The organism is Fischerella sp. JS2 (assembly GCF_032393985.1).
GTDB lineage: Bacteria > Cyanobacteriota > Cyanobacteriia > Cyanobacteriales > Nostocaceae > Fischerella.
Genome location: NZ_CP135918.1, coordinates 1,529,884 through 1,546,780, shown reverse-complemented (window position 1 = coordinate 1,546,780; position 16,897 = coordinate 1,529,884). Strand labels below are relative to the sequence as shown.

General features: G+C 41.3%; 9 protein-coding genes and 1 pseudogene. 5 read left to right on the top strand and 5 right to left on the bottom strand.

Features of this window, described 5'->3' with window-relative positions; all coding sequences use genetic code 11:
- Window positions 1-39: 39 nt before the first annotated feature.
- The 4 genes from RS893_RS06445 (at window position 40) to RS893_RS06430 (ending at window position 8,990) form a co-directional block, all read left to right on the top strand.
- Window positions 40-405 carry a response regulator transcription factor gene (locus RS893_RS06445; protein WP_315790395.1) on the top strand — a complete coding sequence of 122 codons (366 nt, stop codon included), beginning with the start codon at window positions 40-42 and terminating at the stop codon, window positions 403-405.
- Window positions 406-418: 13 nt separating this feature from the next.
- A complete protein-coding gene (locus RS893_RS06440; RefSeq protein WP_315790394.1) occupies window positions 419-949 on the top strand; it encodes a chemotaxis protein CheW in 531 nt (176 codons plus the stop codon).
- 16 nt (window positions 950-965) lie between these two features.
- Window positions 966-3,872: a methyl-accepting chemotaxis protein gene (locus RS893_RS06435; RefSeq protein ID WP_315790393.1), complete on the top strand. Its 2,907-nt coding sequence runs from the start codon at window positions 966-968 to the stop codon at window positions 3,870-3,872.
- Between the two features lie 108 nt (window positions 3,873-3,980).
- Window positions 3,981-8,990: a hybrid sensor histidine kinase/response regulator gene (locus RS893_RS06430; protein WP_315790392.1), complete on the top strand. Its 5,010-nt coding sequence runs from the start codon at window positions 3,981-3,983 to the stop codon at window positions 8,988-8,990.
- A 186-nt stretch (window positions 8,991-9,176) separates the two neighbouring features.
- Here the strand turns inward: RS893_RS06430 and RS893_RS06425 are convergent, their stop codons facing one another.
- The 5 genes and pseudogenes from RS893_RS06425 to RS893_RS06405 all read right to left on the bottom strand — a co-directional run bounded on the left by RS893_RS06425 (window position 9,177) and on the right by RS893_RS06405 (window position 13,486).
- Window positions 9,177-9,761 carry a hypothetical protein gene (locus RS893_RS06425; RefSeq protein ID WP_315790391.1) on the bottom strand — a complete coding sequence of 195 codons (585 nt, stop codon included), beginning with the start codon at window positions 9,759-9,761 and terminating at the stop codon, window positions 9,177-9,179.
- Between the two features lie 108 nt (window positions 9,762-9,869).
- Window positions 9,870-10,718: an AraC family transcriptional regulator gene (locus tag RS893_RS06420; protein ID WP_315790390.1), complete on the bottom strand. Its 849-nt coding sequence runs from the start codon at window positions 10,716-10,718 to the stop codon at window positions 9,870-9,872.
- A 30-nt stretch (window positions 10,719-10,748) separates the two neighbouring features.
- Window positions 10,749-10,874: pseudogene (locus RS893_RS06415) on the bottom strand (Uma2 family endonuclease); the annotation flags it as partial.
- Window positions 10,875-11,053: 179 nt separating this feature from the next.
- On the bottom strand, window positions 11,054-12,445 hold the full coding sequence (locus RS893_RS06410; protein WP_315790389.1) for a UDP-glucose/GDP-mannose dehydrogenase family protein: 1,392 nt from the start codon (window positions 12,443-12,445) through the stop codon (window positions 11,054-11,056).
- A 105-nt stretch (window positions 12,446-12,550) separates the two neighbouring features.
- Window positions 12,551-13,486 (bottom strand): UDP-glucuronic acid decarboxylase family protein, encoded by a 936-nt coding sequence (locus RS893_RS06405; protein ID WP_315791887.1) that lies wholly within the window; start codon window positions 13,484-13,486, stop codon window positions 12,551-12,553.
- A 589-nt stretch (window positions 13,487-14,075) separates the two neighbouring features.
- On the opposite strand from RS893_RS06405, the gene RS893_RS06400 reads away from it, so the two are divergent.
- Window positions 14,076-16,748: a filamentous hemagglutinin N-terminal domain-containing protein gene (locus tag RS893_RS06400; protein WP_315790388.1), complete on the top strand. Its 2,673-nt coding sequence runs from the start codon at window positions 14,076-14,078 to the stop codon at window positions 16,746-16,748.
- The last annotated feature ends 149 nt before the right edge of the window (window positions 16,749-16,897 follow it).

Sequence of the window (16,897 nt, the reverse complement as noted above, 5' to 3'; positions counted from 1 at the left end):
AGTAGGAACGTCTACATCAGGAGGTAGATAGGGGCATTTATGAGTACAGTTCTGATCGTGGAAGACAGTATCGCCCAAAGGGAGATGATTACAGACCTCCTGAAAGCGAGTGGCTTAACAGTAACCCATGCCAGTGATGGAGTAGAAGCGTTGGAAGCAATTCAAACAGATCCTCCTGATTTAGTGGTATTAGATATTGTCATGCCCCGAATGAATGGCTACGAAGTTTGCCGCCGATTAAAGTCTGACCCCAAAACCCAAAATGTCCCTGTAGTTATGTGTTCTTCCAAAGGAGAAGAATTTGATCGTTATTGGGGAATGAAACAAGGTGCAGACGCCTACATAGCCAAACCATTCCAACCGACTGAGTTGGTGGGAACAGTCAAACAACTACTGCGAGGATAAGGATGAGCAGAACATGGTCAACAAACCGGACTTTTTAAGAGGCAGTGGACAAGATCACTTTCGTCCTGAATTACAAGTAGAAAGTCCTGAAGGTGAGTTACATTTGCGGTTTTTTATTCCTTCGCGTCAGGAGTTTGCACTACCAGCAACTGGTATTCGCGAAGTCATCGAACTGAGTCCTGATCGAATCACCCCAATCCCTAATGCTTCTCCTTTACTTTTGGGTACTCTAAATTTACGAGGTCGAGTAATCTGGGTGGCTGATTTAGGTCAATTTCTGGGAGAAGCAACAGCATTAAACACAGATCGCGCCGAAATTTCGGTGATCGCTATAGAAGAACAAGACACAATTGTAGGCTTAGCAGTAGAAGAAATTGGCGGTATGCATTGGCTAGACGCACAGCATCTTATGGCACCAACAAATGTAGCGGATACTATGGCTCCTTTTTTGCGGGGAGAGTGGTTATTAGATGCTCAAAACAAGCAGTATCTGCGACTACTAGATCAAACAGCAATTTTACGTAGTGCGCGTTGGGCAGGATGAAATAGGGAGGCAATACATGGCAGCGAGTATAGAAGATTACGTGCAGACATACCAACAGGCTCTAACAGCCTACGCGCAACAAGACTACCAAGGAGCAGCCACCCTGATTGACGAGGTGGTGCAAAATCTACCAAATGACCCTAATACCCATTTGTTGCGGGGTCACGTCTACTATGTTTTACAGCAGTATGATGTAGCAAAAGTAGAATATCAAAAAGTATTGGAATTAACTCAAGACCCAGAAATTACTGTTTTTGCTCAAAGTGGTCTGGATAATATCAATCAATATCAACAGGAATTAAATGCTTTGACGGATGAGGATGATAACTCTCAGCAATCTTCACAAGATTCTTTTATCTTTGCGGCAGCAAAACCAGCAGAACAAGAATTAGAAAAATTAGAAACTTTAGAAGACTTAGATAGTAATAGCTTTGACTTTAATGGAATCGCGAGTCACGAAGAATCACCAGAAGATATAGATAACCCATTTGGAATATCTACAGATAGTAGTGGTTTTGAGCCAGGTGTAGACTCCTGTGAAACTTTCAACGACAATCCTTTTGCCTCATCTCAAGCAGATGCACAGCCAACTTCACAAGCTAATATCTGGGAAGGAGCAGAGTTAGAATTACCTGCTTTTTTACAGGATGACAAATCATCCTCTACAGAAAAAACAGAAATTAATGACAATTTAGCAAAAAGTGATACAAGTACTGCTCACCAGAATTTAGAGAAAAATCAGCCCAATATTCGTGAGCCAGATTTGGCCAAAATTACTTTAACACCTAATCATAGCTTCAATAGTCAGGAAAATGATTCTGCTGAGCAAATCTCACATAAATATAGTGATGATAGTTTGCAGAACATCCATACAAGGAATTTTGACCAAGAAACTTTACTGGTAGAAGAAACAGGAACAGATATTGAAATCACAGAAATTAATAGTGTGGAATACAGCAGTAAAGAAAATTTTTCCTCAACAGCCTCTTTCAACAGCACTTTTACCATAGACGACAAACAACTAAACTCCAATTTCTCAATTAAGCAAAACCAGAACTTTGATGATGACAGTTTTGATCTAGAGGCATTTGAATCAGCTTTTGGTTCCCAGTCATTCTCCCAAAACGAACATGAAGGTATTAACAGTAAATTAAATGGCCAGATTCCTCAAGGTAGCAACATTGAGTTTTTAGATGACTTTGAGGAATTTGACGATTTGGGAAATATTCAGGCAGAGTTTGATTTTGTGACTAATTCTAGTTTCGGTAACTCGCAACTAAATTCTGGCTCACTCACATCAAACAGTGGGAGTTACAGTCAAGCCTTTGAAAATTCTGGGATTGCTGAAAAAAGGAAGGAAACTGGAGATAACTCCACACAAAGCGATCGCGATGATGAATTGTTTAGTATCACTGGTTCCCAAGAAGCAGTCCCAGTTTTTACCCAAACAGACGTTACTAACATTGAACCTCAAGTTAGCGTAGAACAAGGCATTCTCGCACCTCTAGAAAATGCCCCACTAGCCAAAAAGCAATGGATAGTTGCTGGGTGTGTGGGTGTAGTTTCCGCAGTGGTTGTAGCTGTAGTTAGTTTCACTGCGACAACAGTTTCTCCACCCCAGCAACGGGAGTCTGTACGCAATACTGGTTGGGCAATGGCATTAGCAGCAGGGCTTGTCAGTTTTGCGACTACGGGGATTATGGGCAATCTTACTCTCAAGCAAGTCCGTCGCACGACTAAAGATTTGCAAAATCAATTTGATGCCATGCGTAAAGGTAATCTTAGCGTCCAAGCTACTGTCTACTCAGAAGATGAGTTAGGACAGTTAGCTGCTGGCTTCAATGAAATGACACGAGTAATTTTTACAACCACTAGTGAAGCCACACGTAAAGCTCAAGAACAGGAAGAAGCCAAAGAGAACTTACAACGGCAAGTGATTCGCCTATTAGACGACGTGGAAGGAGCCGCTAGAGGAGATTTGACTGTCCAAGCTGAGGTGACAGCCGACGTCTTAGGAGCGGTTGCTGATGCTTTTAACTTAACAATTCAAAACCTGCGAGATATTGTCCAACAGGTGAAAGTGGCAGCACGGGAAGTTACCAAAGGTGCAACTAACTCCGAAACATTCGCCAGAGCCTTATCTAGCGATGCTTTACGCCAAGCCGAAGAGTTAGCAGTTACCCTCAACTCCGTACAAGTAATGACCGATTCTATCCAACGGGTAGCAGAAGCAGCACGGGAAGCAGAAACAGTGGCCCGGGAAGCCAGTGCGATCGCTCTCAAAGGCGGGGAAGCGGTAGAAAATACCGTGGCGGGGATTTTAGAAATTCGGGAAACAGTCGCTGAAACCACCCGCAAAGTGAAACGACTAGCAGAATCATCTCAAGAAATTTCTAAAATTGTAGCGTTGATTTCGCAAATTGCTTCTAGAACCAACTTGCTGGCTCTTAACGCCAGTATTGAAGCAGCCAGAGCCGGAGAAGCGGGGCGGGGTTTTGCGATCGTTGCGGATGAGGTACGCCAGTTAGCTGATAAATCAGCCAAGTCTCTCAAAGAAATTGAACAAATAGTCATGCAAATCCAGAGCGAAACAGGCTCAGTAATGACAGCGATGGAAGAAGGCACCCAGCAGGTAATTCAAGGTACAAAACTGGCAGAAGAAGCCAAGCGATCGCTAGAAAATATTATTCAAGTAGCAAATCGCATTGATATTCTCGTACGCTCCATCACTTCTGATACAGTCGAACAAACAGAAACTTCTCGCGCTGTCGCTCAGGTGATGCAATCTGTAGAACTCACAGCCCAAGAAACATCCCAGGAAGCACAACGGGTTTCCGGCGCACTGCAAAACTTGGTAGGCGTTTCCCGTGATTTAATCGCCTCCGTGGAAAGATTCCGAGTAGAAACAACTGAAACTAGATAAAAAGTATGAAGTATGAAGTATGAAGTATGAAGTGTTAATCATCCTTCATCATCCATCCTTAATATTCTATGTTTTTCATCCTTTATCCTTTATCCTTCATCCTTGACTATGCTGCCAGAACAACAACAGCGCATTCTCGGTTACTTTATTGAAGAAGCAAAAGAACATCTGACCACAATCGAGCAGGGGTTGCTGAATCTGCAAAGTACGATTAAAGACCCAGAAATGCTCAATGAAGTTTTCCGGGCGGCTCACTCCATCAAAGGAGGAGCCGCAATGCTTGGTCTGAGTAGCATTCAGCGTACTGCCCACCGCTTAGAAGACTGTTTTAAAGTCTTAAAAGAGTATCCGGTGCAGGTTGATCAAAAGCTGGAGTCTTTGTTTCTGGGTGTATCTGATACCCTGAAAGCGCTGTTAGAGAATTTAACCGGGCCATTTGGTCTGACAGAGGAGACTGCCAGTCAAATCATGTCAGAAGCAGAACCCGTGTTTGGGTGGCTAAACGAACATCTAGATTTGCTGGTTAAACAAGGAACTATAGGAGTAGCAGCCGCAGACACTGATCGCTGGCAACAACGTCAAAACCTGGTATTGCAGAAACTCCGGGAAATGTTGCAGCTATTTAAGCAACCAGCAACACCCGAAACGCGGCAGAGTTTACAAGCGTGCTGTAGGCAATTAGTCGAACTTGGTGAACAATTAGATTGTGCGTCTTGGTGTAATTTGTGTCAAGCCGCAGGTCAAGCGATCGCTAATCAAGAAAATAGCTATTTGACATTAGCAAAAATCGTTATTACAGATATCAAGCAAGCTCTAGAATTAGTCCTTACAGGTAGAGAAGCTGAAATCATTATCAGTCAGCAACTAGGAGCATTAATTCCACCTCAAATAGAATTATTAGACATTACAACTGATGTAGTGAAGGAAGAGGCTGACATAAAAGCAGAGGAAACTGTGTTTGCCACACCTGTTGAAAATGCTAATACTGAGGACAGTGCCACATCAACTACAGATAATTTTGCTGAATTAAAAACTCCATCAAACTTAATAGAAGTTAAACAAGAAGATAGTATCAAAAGCCTATCAGAAGTTTCGGAACAGTTGGGTATTAATATAGATAATTTAGTTGAATTTACATCACAATCAGAATCATTAGAATTTGCTCAAGATAGTATCAATGCTCTATCAGATTTATCTGAGCAAATACAGGAACACACAGATGATTTAGATGAATTTATCATCCAATCTCCAGCACAAGATTTAGAATTAGAAAATACGATTACTAGTTTATCGGAACTATCGAATCCTTTTGAAATAGAGGATGAAGGAAACGAAGCTTTAGATATTGAAAGTTTAGAAATTAATGGGCCAGAAGTGGGAATAGCAGAGTTGAATACTCTTGCCCAATTATTTGAAAGTGAAACTCCTGACTTTAATGAAACTTGGGAGATTGAAGAAGAAATTATCGAACCAGATGCCACAAATTATGAAATTGCAGATCAAAGCAATGATAGTAAAACTAAAGATACTAGCAACGACTTTGCAGAATTATTATCTTTAGAAGGAAACACAAATAATTATGATAGCCAAACAATTAACGCCAAAGAAGAATTAACTTTAGTACAACTGTTTGGCGATAACTTTTTAGAAGCAGAAAATTTAGAATCAAATCTAGATGATTCAGTAACGCCTCTCAATGAAAATCATAATCAACTACTACAATCTGGAAATCAAGTAAATGAGATAGAATTATCTCAGCCTATAGACAATAAGTCTGAGGATTTATTTACAGAATCTGAACATCAAGATTTAGTTGAAGAAGTTAGTTTAGAAAGTAACCAACCAATAGAAGAAAACTGGAGTTTAGATAGTCTATTTACTGAGGCACAAGAAGATCGTAGTCCGACTATTAGCATCGATGCACCAGGATTAGATGATTTATTTGATCATCTTAGCACCACAAAAGCAGAGTTTTCTCCTGCTACAGATGATGTAGGTTTATGGACAGAGACAGAAGAAGCAGGGCTAGATTTAGAATTTTCAGGTGAACAAGACGCAGCCAAAGCTTTAGAAGAAATTTTGTTTGCTGCCGCAGCTGCTGATGATATTTTTAGCGATCGCCAACAGCGAATACCAGAGTCTGTGACAGATTTTGCACTGCAAGATTTAGATTTAGATTTCTCACAGGAATTAATTTTCTCAACCGATACTAGTGATGATGATTTCTTTGCGGAATTAATAGCAAATGAATCTCACAATTCATATCCTGTCGATGAAGAATTGTCACCTCAGGAAATTCGTGATCTTTCGCAATTATCAGAAGCTCTAGAATTCACTCCAGAATTTACTAATTTTCCTACAGAAATACAAGCTTTCGATTTACATCAACTAAGTACTGAGCAAGAAATTAACTGGTTAGACGCAATCAAACTAGAAGAGGATAGCAACGACAATCTAGAAGTTTTATTTAATGATTTGTCAACACCAGATACTCATAAGTTGCAAGTTGATAGTATAGATAATCCTTTTGCCTTCCCACAGCAAAATATAGCGGATGATGTATCCTCTACAACAGATTCAGCAGATACAAGTGTTGCAGATGTTAGTACATCTCCTGCATTCCAGGAAGATACAAAAGTGAATTTGCTGGGTAAAAATCAAGAGACTATAGCAGAATCTAGTGAATCAATATTAACTTTCCACCCCGAAGAAATCAACCAGGAAGATGAACAAAACCATTCGCAATTGGGAATTACAGATTCTGAATTACAGGTGCAAGATTCTAGCTTCGCTCATGAGGAAATAATTGCGGATTCTGGAGACACAGAACAACCTCAAGAGGCGTTTTTTGCTGCGAATTCAATTGAAGAAACAGAATTAGACATTGATGCTTTTGCAGAAAATACGTTTGCTGATTTGGATGATTTACTTAAACAAGAAATATCATCAGACACTCATACTTCCAAAATTCCAGATATTGAATTTGCTGCCTTAGAAGAAATGCTAGCTTGGGAGCAAGATGAAGATGCGGTCGTAGCTGAACAATCAACTCCACTTTATTCTACAAAAGATAGTAGCAACCAAATTTTCTCCCCAGAGATTGAGAATGAATTTAAAGAATTAGAAGGGATGGTAGGGGGAGCAGTCACACCCACTACAGTCAATTTCTCGGGTGGACGCAACTCTGGTTGGAATGCTTCCAGATTTGAGCAGTTAATGAAAGTACCTGTCAAACATCTGGATGATCTAAGTAATTTAGTTGGGGAGTTGGTCGTCAATCGCAATACCCTAGAGCAAGATCAGGAACGTTTGCGCCAGTCATTAGATAATCTACTGCATCAGGTACAACAACTCTCGGATGTGGGAGCAAGAATGCAGGAATTGTATGAGCGATCGCTACTAGAAGCATCTTTGTTAGCTAGCCGCAAAAACAGCAATTTTGGTCATTCAGATACAGACAGGGGTTTTAGCGAACTAGAAATGGATCGCTTCACACCTTTCCACACCCTGTCCCAAGAAATGATTGAACTGATCGTTCGGGTGCGGGAGTCTGCAAGTGATATTGATTTTGTCACCGAAGAAACCGAACGTGTTGCACGACAATTTCGACAGGTAACAGGACAACTGCAAGAGGGACTGACAAGAGCGCGAATGGAGCCTTTTTCCCAGGCTACTGATTTATTACCGCGAGGTGTGCGCGACAACTCAATCAAGTATGGTAAGCAAGTAAAGTTAGTCGTTCAAGGTCGAGACACCCTGATTGACAAGATGATTTTAGAACACCTCAAAACACCCCTAACGCATTTGCTTAATAATGCGATCGCTCACGGGATCGAAACATCAGAGGAACGCCAAGCTAAAGGTAAATCCCCTGTGGGAACCATTACCGTTTGTGCTTTTCATCAAGGGAATCAAACCGTAATTTCCGTTAGTGATGACGGTGCTGGGATTAATTCAAATGGGGTGAAAGCAAAGGCAATCAGGGTCGGTTTAATCACTCCCACCGAAGCTCAAACAATTTCCCACGCTGAGGTTTATGACCTACTGTTCCAACCAGGTTTTAGTACCAAAGATCAAGCTGATGACTTAGCTGGTCGTGGTATTGGTTTAGACGTAGTTCGCACAAAAATCAGTGAAATCCGGGGGGTGATTTCTGTTGACTCTGCGATTGACAAAGGTACTACCTTTACTATTCGTTTACCATTAACCCTCAGTATTTGCAAAGCTCTGTGCTGTGTTTCTGATAAAGCCAGGATTGCCTTCCCAATGGATGGCGTGGAAGATACCCTAGATATACCTATAAAAAATATTCAAGAGGGTGATGCAGGTGAAAAACTCATTCCTTGGCGTGATCGGATGCTGTCATTCAAACCTTTAAAAGAACTTTTAACTTTCAATCGTCAACTCAGCCGGGGTAACGTTTATGGCGGTAATCGAGACGATGATATGATTTCCGTGGTTGTAGTGCGATCAGCAAATACGCTAGTCGCCTTACAGGTTGACCAAGTGTTGAGCGAACAAGAAATTGTCATTAAACAGTTTGAAGGCCCCGCCCCCAAACCAATTGGCGTAGCTGGTGCTACTGTCTTGGGTGATGGTCGAATTATGCCAATTGCTGATGTCCTAGAAATTATCGATATCTTCCAAGGAAGAACTTCTAAACAAAATACACTCAGTATCTTAACTCAAAAAGCAGCTCCAACTCAGCCAGATACAACAGCAACTACGATTGATCCAACAGTCCTAATTGTTGATGACTCAATTACAGTTAGAGAGTTGCTTTCTTTAACCTTTAATAAAGCGGGTTATCGGGTAGAACAGGCACGTGATGGCCAAGAAGCTTGGGATAAACTACGTTCTGGTTTGCCTTGTGACCTTGTATTCTGTGACATTGAAATGCCGCGTTGCGATGGTCTAGAATTACTTTCTCGTATTCAAAAAGACCCAAATCTCAATCATTTACCTATTGCTATGCTCACCTCACGAGGTGCAGACAAGCATCGACAAATGGCTATCAGCTTGGGAGCAAGTGGTTACTTCACTAAACCCTATCTGGAAGAAGCACTACTAGAAGCAGCATCGCGGATGCTTAAAGGTGAGAAACTAGTGGCTAGTTAACAAATTTTGCTCAATTATAAGCTTTTCACCTTTGTGTCTTTGTGACTTAGTAGTTAATATGATGATTTTTTTACCACCAAGACACTAAGAAGAATACATCATTATTAACTTACACCACCTAAGGGCAACTTAAGTAGACTTAAGCTATTAGCCCTAAGGCTCATGAAAATTATCAATTCATTCACTTTAACTTGCTAATTTCCGTTGCCTTCTTGGAGTAATTACACGCAGTACCATTGCTAAAACCAGCAAAATTACTAGTGGCAAATATATGAGTACAGAATGGGAAATTCTCATACTAAATTCAACAGTAAAAGCTAGCCAGAAATAATACATACCCACAGTGTGCAAAACCTTCCAAGCACGTTGACCTAACAAAGCAGCAGGACGCTGGAAAGATGTTACAGTCATGGCAGCGATGAAAAGATAACCTAAAATTCCTAAAGGATCAAATTTGGGGTAAGCACCAGAAGTAACAAACCATAAACCAGTCCAAGCGATCGCATGATAAGTATGGGAAACCGCAAAAGATAATCCTAAATAGCGACGATTTTGTAAAAGCCAGGTACTGAATGAATTAGACCAAACTCTGCGAAGTGCAGAAGCAACAAAAGCACATAGAAATAAAATACATGATGTCCGAGCAGTTGCGCGGATTGCCATCCGCATCCCTTGCTCATCTATGCCATGCACAAACCAGATGACAGCAATCATCGTGCCAATTACCAACGCAGAAAAACCAACAATCCGCCATCCTTGTATATTTTTCATGCTTTGCTACTGCTTAAACAACATTGCTGATAGGTACAAAGTTTAGCGATCGCTCTTAAGGTGCGTCTTACCTAAACTTGTGAAAAATGTTCTGATTTTCCGACAATCTTAGAGTTTATCTCTGTATACCTTTGGTGTAGTTTTAGTTAGTTGTCGAAACACTCTTGTAAAATGACTCTGATTTTGAAAACCTACTTGCTGAGAAATTTCCACAATTGTCAATTCTCGCTTCAATAACAATTGCTTTGCTCTTTCAATCCGACACTTCATCACATACTGATGCGGTGAAAGTCCTGTAGATTGCTTAAATAAACTAGCAAAATAATGGGGACTGATATGAACTACGTTACTCAATTCTGTTAAAGTTAAATTCTCATCTAAATGGTCATGAATATAGCTGACTACTTCCCTTAGCTTATGCTTAGGCAATCCACCCGTATAACTTTTTATATCCTCTTGGCGAGATGAGTATCGCCTCAGTAAATGTGCGGAAAGGGCTGTTGTCATTGACTCTACATAAAGCCGACTGTCTGCACCCCCTGTTTCCAGTTCCGCTTTTAGCACCAAGCCTAAATGCTGAATTAACGGATCACGTAAATGCCACTGCGGCAAAAGCTCAAACTGTTCTACACCAATTGATTCATCTACTACACGCGCTAGCTTTGCAGGTTCCAAAAACAATTCTAGTAATGGTACTTCGCGATCAACCTTTGCTTGAGGAAAGAGTTGGGTAGCCGGGATAATAGCAATTTCACCTTGAGTGTAATCAATATGCTGCCAACGCCCATTCAGCATATAACTAGCACGAAAATCATCTAGAGCAATAATAATAAAATGCTGACCCAAGTAAACTTCAGGCATGGGATCGTTAGCGGGTTCTATTTCATAGAGAAGGTGTAAACCATCCCATCCTGCTTCAAACAAATGTAAATGCTGGGGAGGTTCGTTGTTGGACACAGTTTTCAATTACCCTACAGCCTGCAATTCTTAGCTTAAAATACCCTTTAGCTCCAACACAAATCCAGGTAACACATCCTCTGGTGACAAGCAGGAAGGAGATTCTAAAACTTCCACATTTTGCTCTATTCGGTAAATTTCTACTTGCTGATTTTGGTGCGCTCAAGGCGGGATGAGGTAATATCTATGAATGCAACTCGGTATCAAGAAGGCTATTCGAGGTGTACCTAGCTTTGCAAAAACTAAAACTCCCACCTCGTTGAAAGAGATGGGAGTGTTGGAAAGAATGTTTATTTTTCCCAAAGACACACAACAAAAAGTCTTGGAAACATTATTTATCGACCAACACCAATATATTGGAAGCCAGCCCTCAGCATCATTTCTGGGTCGAGGAAGTTACGACCGTCGATCATGACGGGGTGGCTCATTAATTTTGCCATCTGAGCGTAGTCAAGAGTTTTGAACTGCTGCCATTCGGTTACAATTACTAAAGCATCACAACCATCAGCTAGTCTTTGTGGATCGGTTTCTACTAACACACCAGAAAGACCATCACGCAAACCAGATTGGGAAACAATCGGGTCGTATGCTTTGACTTTTGCTCCTAGTCTATTGAGCTGCTCAATTAAATTAAGTGCAGGGGCGTCGCGCATGTCATCAGTATCAGGTTTAAAGGTAAGACCAAGTAGTCCCACAGTTTTACCTTTAAGAATTTTCAGCGCTTGTTGGAGTTTTTCCACAGCAATTAAGCGCTGGCGTTGGTTGACGCTGACAGCAGCTTTGAGTAGCTGGGCTTCATAGCCGTAGTCATCGGCGGTGTGAATGAGGGCTGCGACATCTTTCGGGAAGCAAGAACCACCCCAGCCAATACCAGCATTCAAGAATTTATTCCCAATCCGAGAGTCTAAGCCGATACCTTTCGCTACCTGGGTAACATCAGCACCAACGCGATCGCAAATGTTAGCAACTTCGTTAATAAAACTTATCTTGGTTGCTAAGAAGGCATTAGCAGCATATTTAATCATTTCTGCTGAACTCAAATCTGTTACCAACACTGGTACTGGGGGTAAAGACTGATCCTCAGCATATTTACGCTCCACAATCGGAGCATATAATTGTTCCATCATCGCGATCGCTTTGGAGCTATTGCCACCTAAAACAATGCGATCTGGGTTGAAGGTATCATAAACAGCTGAACCTTCCCGTAAAAATTCTGGGTTACTGACTACATCAAACTGGGCTGTAATTTCGGGTAATTGTTCATCATCACGCATCCCGCCAGCAGGTACGAGTGTTTTTTGCCGTTCAGCAATACCATCCAGAACAATCATCCGTACCCAGTCCCCAGAACCAATCGGTACAGTAGATTTATTGACAATTACTTTATAGCCACCATCAAGGTGAGTGCCAATACCACGAGCCACAGCTTCTACATAACGAGTATCACTTTCACCAGTCGGTAGAGGTGGTGTGCCTACAGCAATAAATAGAATTTCTCCGTGCTTGACCCCTGCACCAAGATCGGTTGTAAACTGGATTTTACCAGCACTGATAGCATTTTGCATGATTTCTGACAGCCCAGGCTCAAAAATAGGCGATTGCCCAGACTTCATTAACTTAACTTTCTCTTCGTTGTTATCTACGCAAATTACATCATGACCAATGTGGGCCAAGCAAGCACCTGTAACCAAACCAACGTAACCAGTACCAATTACACAAACACGCATTTTATTTAATTCCTCACTTTGTATGGGGTTAGATGTTCAAAAAAGAAGTTTCCCGCTAATTTGTCCTTTGTTCAAAGCAAATGATCATTGACCAATGACCAATGACTATTGACCATTTTTTATACGTTCGCGGAAATCTTCTACAGTCAGTTTTAACCCCTCTTGCAGTGGAACGGTAGGTTCCCAATTTAACCAAGTCTTCGCTCGAGTAATATCAGGGCGACGGCGGCGTGGGTCATCTGCTGGTAGTGGCTCAAATTTAATTTGTGCATCGGGATTAACGAGATTTTGCACAGCCTGAGCTAATTCTAGGATTGTGTATTCGTCAGGATTTCCTAAATTAACTGGCCCAATAAACTCATTATTCATGAGCCGCGTCAGTCCTTCTACTAGATCTAATACGTAACAAAAACTACGTGTTTGTGAACCATCTCCGTATACAGTTAAAGGAATACCCCGCAAAGCTTGAACGACAAAATTACTTACTACCCGACCATCATTTTCTAACATTCGAGGTCCGTAGGTATTAAAGATGCGAGCAACTCTAACATCAACTTTGTTTTGTCTGTAATAGTCAAATGCTAGGGTTTCAGCGATACGCTTGCCTTCGTCGTAGCATGAACGTAGCCCAATGGGATTAACACTACCCCTGTACTCTTCGTTTTGGGGATGAACTTCTGGATCGCCGTAAACTTCACTGGTGGAAGCCAACAAAAAGCGTGCTTTCACCCGCTTTGCTAACCCCAACATATTCAACGTACCCATAACGTTGGTTTTCACAGTTTTGACGGGGTTGTATTGGTAATGCACTGGGGAGGCTGGACAAGCTAAATGGTAGATTTGATCTACCTCTAACCGAATTGGTTCAGTGATATCATGACGGATCAATTCAAAATACGGATGATCCATCCACTTAAGGATGTTGCGCTTATGACCTGTATAAAAGTTATCTAAACAAATGACTTCGTGTCCTTCTGTTATTAATCGGTCGATTAAATGTGAGCCAATAAACCCAGCACCGCCCGTCACCAAAATTCTCATAGTCTTCCAGGTAGTTACGATATTATTAGTCGCGATCGCGCTTGTGCTTAGAGTACCCATAATGGGAATAAAAATACAGCACAAGCTGGAGTACTCACAGAAATATTTTTGGTCAAAAATTTTTGTAAGTGAGTATTTATTTTATTCAATTGCTAAACAATTCTTTATGCAAAGTTATCAAACATCTTCCAAAAATACCGAAGCCACCGATAATATTTCATGAAATCTTCAAGAAGATAAAGATTTTTAAAGTGAGGTAGCCAGTACCTTGCGAAAGTTATCACGTGATTATTGGAACAAATAAGTAGTTAAACGGAGTAAATTTACACCTTTAAGGCAATATTAATCTTGAGATAGTCAAATTATTTACGTATTATCAATTACAACAAACAATAATACTGTTTCTCTTAAAAATAGCTAAAAATTGACCTTAATATCTAGGGGAATTCCCCAATTTTGTAGGGAAAATAGGATGATTTTTCGATATTTTTTACTCATTATTAAGAGTATTAAATTTCAGATTCACAGAGCTGTTTAATAAACAACAGAGGAATCCAGGATATGACTGTAAAGATGTAGAGTAATTAATATGCGATCGCTCCTTGTCATCTTACCCCTAGTTACTTTAGGCTGTCTTGCATCGATCAATACCGTCAGAGCGCAAGTGTCAAGCGATGGAACTTTATCCACTACCGTTACTAGCCCCGATGGCTCAAATTTTACTATTGAGAATGGCGATCGAGCTGGAGGAAACCTTTTTCACAGCTTTAGCCAATTTTCTGTTCCAAATGGTGGTTCGGCGGTATTCCAAAATCCTGTTGATGTGCAAAATATCATCAGTCGAGTGACTGGTGGTGCGATATCTAATATTGATGGTTTGATTAGAACCCAAGGTAGCGCGAGTTTATTTTTACTTAACCCAGCAGGGATAGTTTTTGGGCCGAATGCCAGTCTCAATATCTGTGGTTCATTTTTTGCGACAACGGCTAATAGTTTGTTGTTTGGTGATGGGGCGGAGTTTAGCACTACGAATTTGACAACATCCCCAGTGTTAAGTGTGAATATTCCGATTGGGTTGAGATTTCGGGATAATCCTGAGAGTATTACCAATCAATCTATAGCTGTTGATAACAGTGGTAATCCTGTTGGGCTTCAGGTGCAAAAAGGAAATAGTCTGGCACTTGTGGGCGGTGACGTTAATTTATTAGATGGTGGGAGATTAACAGCAGCAGGAGGAAGAATCGAGTTAGGAGGGTTAGCACAAGCGGGAATAGTTGGGTTAGAGACAAATAGTAATACATTTAGGCTTAACTTCCCCTCTAATATTTTGTTGTCGAATGTAAGTTTGGCTAATGATGCACGAGTAGCTGTGCGGGGAAACGGGGGAGGAGATATAGCAGTCAATACAAATATATTTACAGCAACCAATGGTGGACGATTAGTTGGTGGTATTGAAGGTACAGCAACAAACAAAGGAGGCGATATTACAGTCAAATCTAATGAGTTTAATATCTCCGGTGTTGGGCAAAGTGGATTGGGTGCTGGAATATATCAGCAATTAGTAGCAAATGCCTCTGGCGATACAGGTAATATCAATATCAATACTAACTCCTTTAATGCTTCATTAGATGCCCGAGTGGAAAACAACATACTTTCTGGAGGAAGGGGCAATGCAGGTGATATTAATATCACAGCTAAATCACTCTCCTTGACCAATGACGCTCAAGTGAGGGGCATTGTGGAGGCTGGAGGTAATGGTAAGGCATCTAACATTAACATCCAAGTGGGATCGCTGTTGGTAACAAATGGCTCTCAAATTAGTACTTCGCTTTTCCGACCATTTGGAGATCGCCCTGGCGCACAAGGAAGTGCAGGAAACATTCAAGTCAATGCTTCTGATTCTGTCACACTTTCTGGATACGGTTCTACAGGATTTTCTAGTGGATTGTTGGCGCTTGCTGAAAGAGAGACATTCGGTTCAGCAGGAAATATCACTGTTACTACTAGTAATTTTCGCATCACCGATGGTGCTTTTATAATTGTCAGTACCTTCAACTCGACGAGTGATGCGGGTGACATTACAATTAATGCTAAAAACTTTGAAGCGCTCAATGGTGGACAGTTGCTCAGTACCACCCGCACTAGTGGCAAAGCTGGGAACATCAAGCTTAATGTTACAGACAAAATTACGCTATCCGGGAGCGATTCTAATTTTGCAAATCGAGTCACCCAAGTTGAACAACGGCTAAAATCAACTCCTGGAAACACTGATGTATTGAGTGATGTTGTTAAAAATCAAGGAGCCGTCAGCGGGGTATTTGCGATTACAGAACTTAACTCCACAGGTAACGGTGGCAGTATCATCATTAGTAATCCCATTGAGTTAGCTATCACTGACGGCAATCGCATTGCGGTAGATAGTCGAGGAGGAGGAAACGCAGGAGACTTGCAAATTCAAGCAGACAAAATTACCCTTGATCGTGGAGCATTACTTTTAGCAACGACAGCTAGCGCTAAAGGTGGCAATATTGCACTGCGAGCGCAAGATTTCTTGTTATTGCGTAATAACAGTCAAATTTCCACTACCGCAGGCACTACTGGTACTGGTGGAAATGGCGGTAATATTACGATCGACACTCCATTCATCGTCGCTTTCCCTTTGGAAAATAGTGACATCACTGCCAATGCTTTCAGAGGTAGCGGTGGGAAAATCGTGATTAGAACTCAAGGTCTGTTTGGCATAAATCCCCTTAGTCGGCAAGAGCTTGAAAGGTTACGTCCTCAAGATTTAGACCCCAGTAAATTACAAACAAATGATATTACTGCTATTTCACAGCAAAATCCCACCTTGAGTGGCACTGTAGAAATTAACACCCCAGATGTTAACCCCAGCCAGGGATTAGTTGAACTACCAGAAAATCTGACAGACCCCACCGATCAAATCGCTCAAAATCCCTGTCAAAAAGGTGCTGGTAGCTCATTTACCATCATCGGACGAGGCGGTTTGCCATCCAGCCCAAATGAAAGCTTCAACAGCGACAATGTTCATATTGATTTAGTCAAGCCATCTACCAATAGTAACAATAGCCAAAGTTCAACTATCAACCAACCGACAATCCAACCCACTGCTAAGCAAATTACCCCCGCCCAAGGCTGGGTATTAAATGATAAGGGTGAGGTAGTGCTAACAGCCTATGACCCCAACACTACAAATCCCCAACGCACTCCTGGATCAACTGCGGCTTGTCCTGCACTCTTTTAATCAGTGGTCAGTTATCAGTTATTAGTTATCAGTTATTAGTTATCTCGACAAGTTCTGATTTGATCTCTCCCCAGTTTCCTTTTAGGAATTACGGACAGTCTATGAACCCTTGGCCTCTTGGCGATTCAACTAAAGTAATACCAATTTGA

Coding starts and splice junctions, on each gene's coding strand:
- RS893_RS06400 (WP_315790388.1), top strand. CDS start 14,076: ATGCGATCGCTCCTTGTCATCTTACCCCTAGTTACTTTAGGCTGTCTT.
- RS893_RS06425 (WP_315790391.1), bottom strand. CDS start 9,761: ATGAAAAATATACAAGGATGGCGGATTGTTGGTTTTTCTGCGTTGGTA.
- RS893_RS06440 (WP_315790394.1), top strand. CDS start 419: ATGGTCAACAAACCGGACTTTTTAAGAGGCAGTGGACAAGATCACTTT.
- RS893_RS06405 (WP_315791887.1), bottom strand. CDS start 13,486: ATGAGAATTTTGGTGACGGGCGGTGCTGGGTTTATTGGCTCACATTTA.
- RS893_RS06410 (WP_315790389.1), bottom strand. CDS start 12,445: ATGCGTGTTTGTGTAATTGGTACTGGTTACGTTGGTTTGGTTACAGGT.
- RS893_RS06430 (WP_315790392.1), top strand. CDS start 3,981: ATGCTGCCAGAACAACAACAGCGCATTCTCGGTTACTTTATTGAAGAA.
- RS893_RS06445 (WP_315790395.1), top strand. CDS start 40: ATGAGTACAGTTCTGATCGTGGAAGACAGTATCGCCCAAAGGGAGATG.
- RS893_RS06435 (WP_315790393.1), top strand. CDS start 966: ATGGCAGCGAGTATAGAAGATTACGTGCAGACATACCAACAGGCTCTA.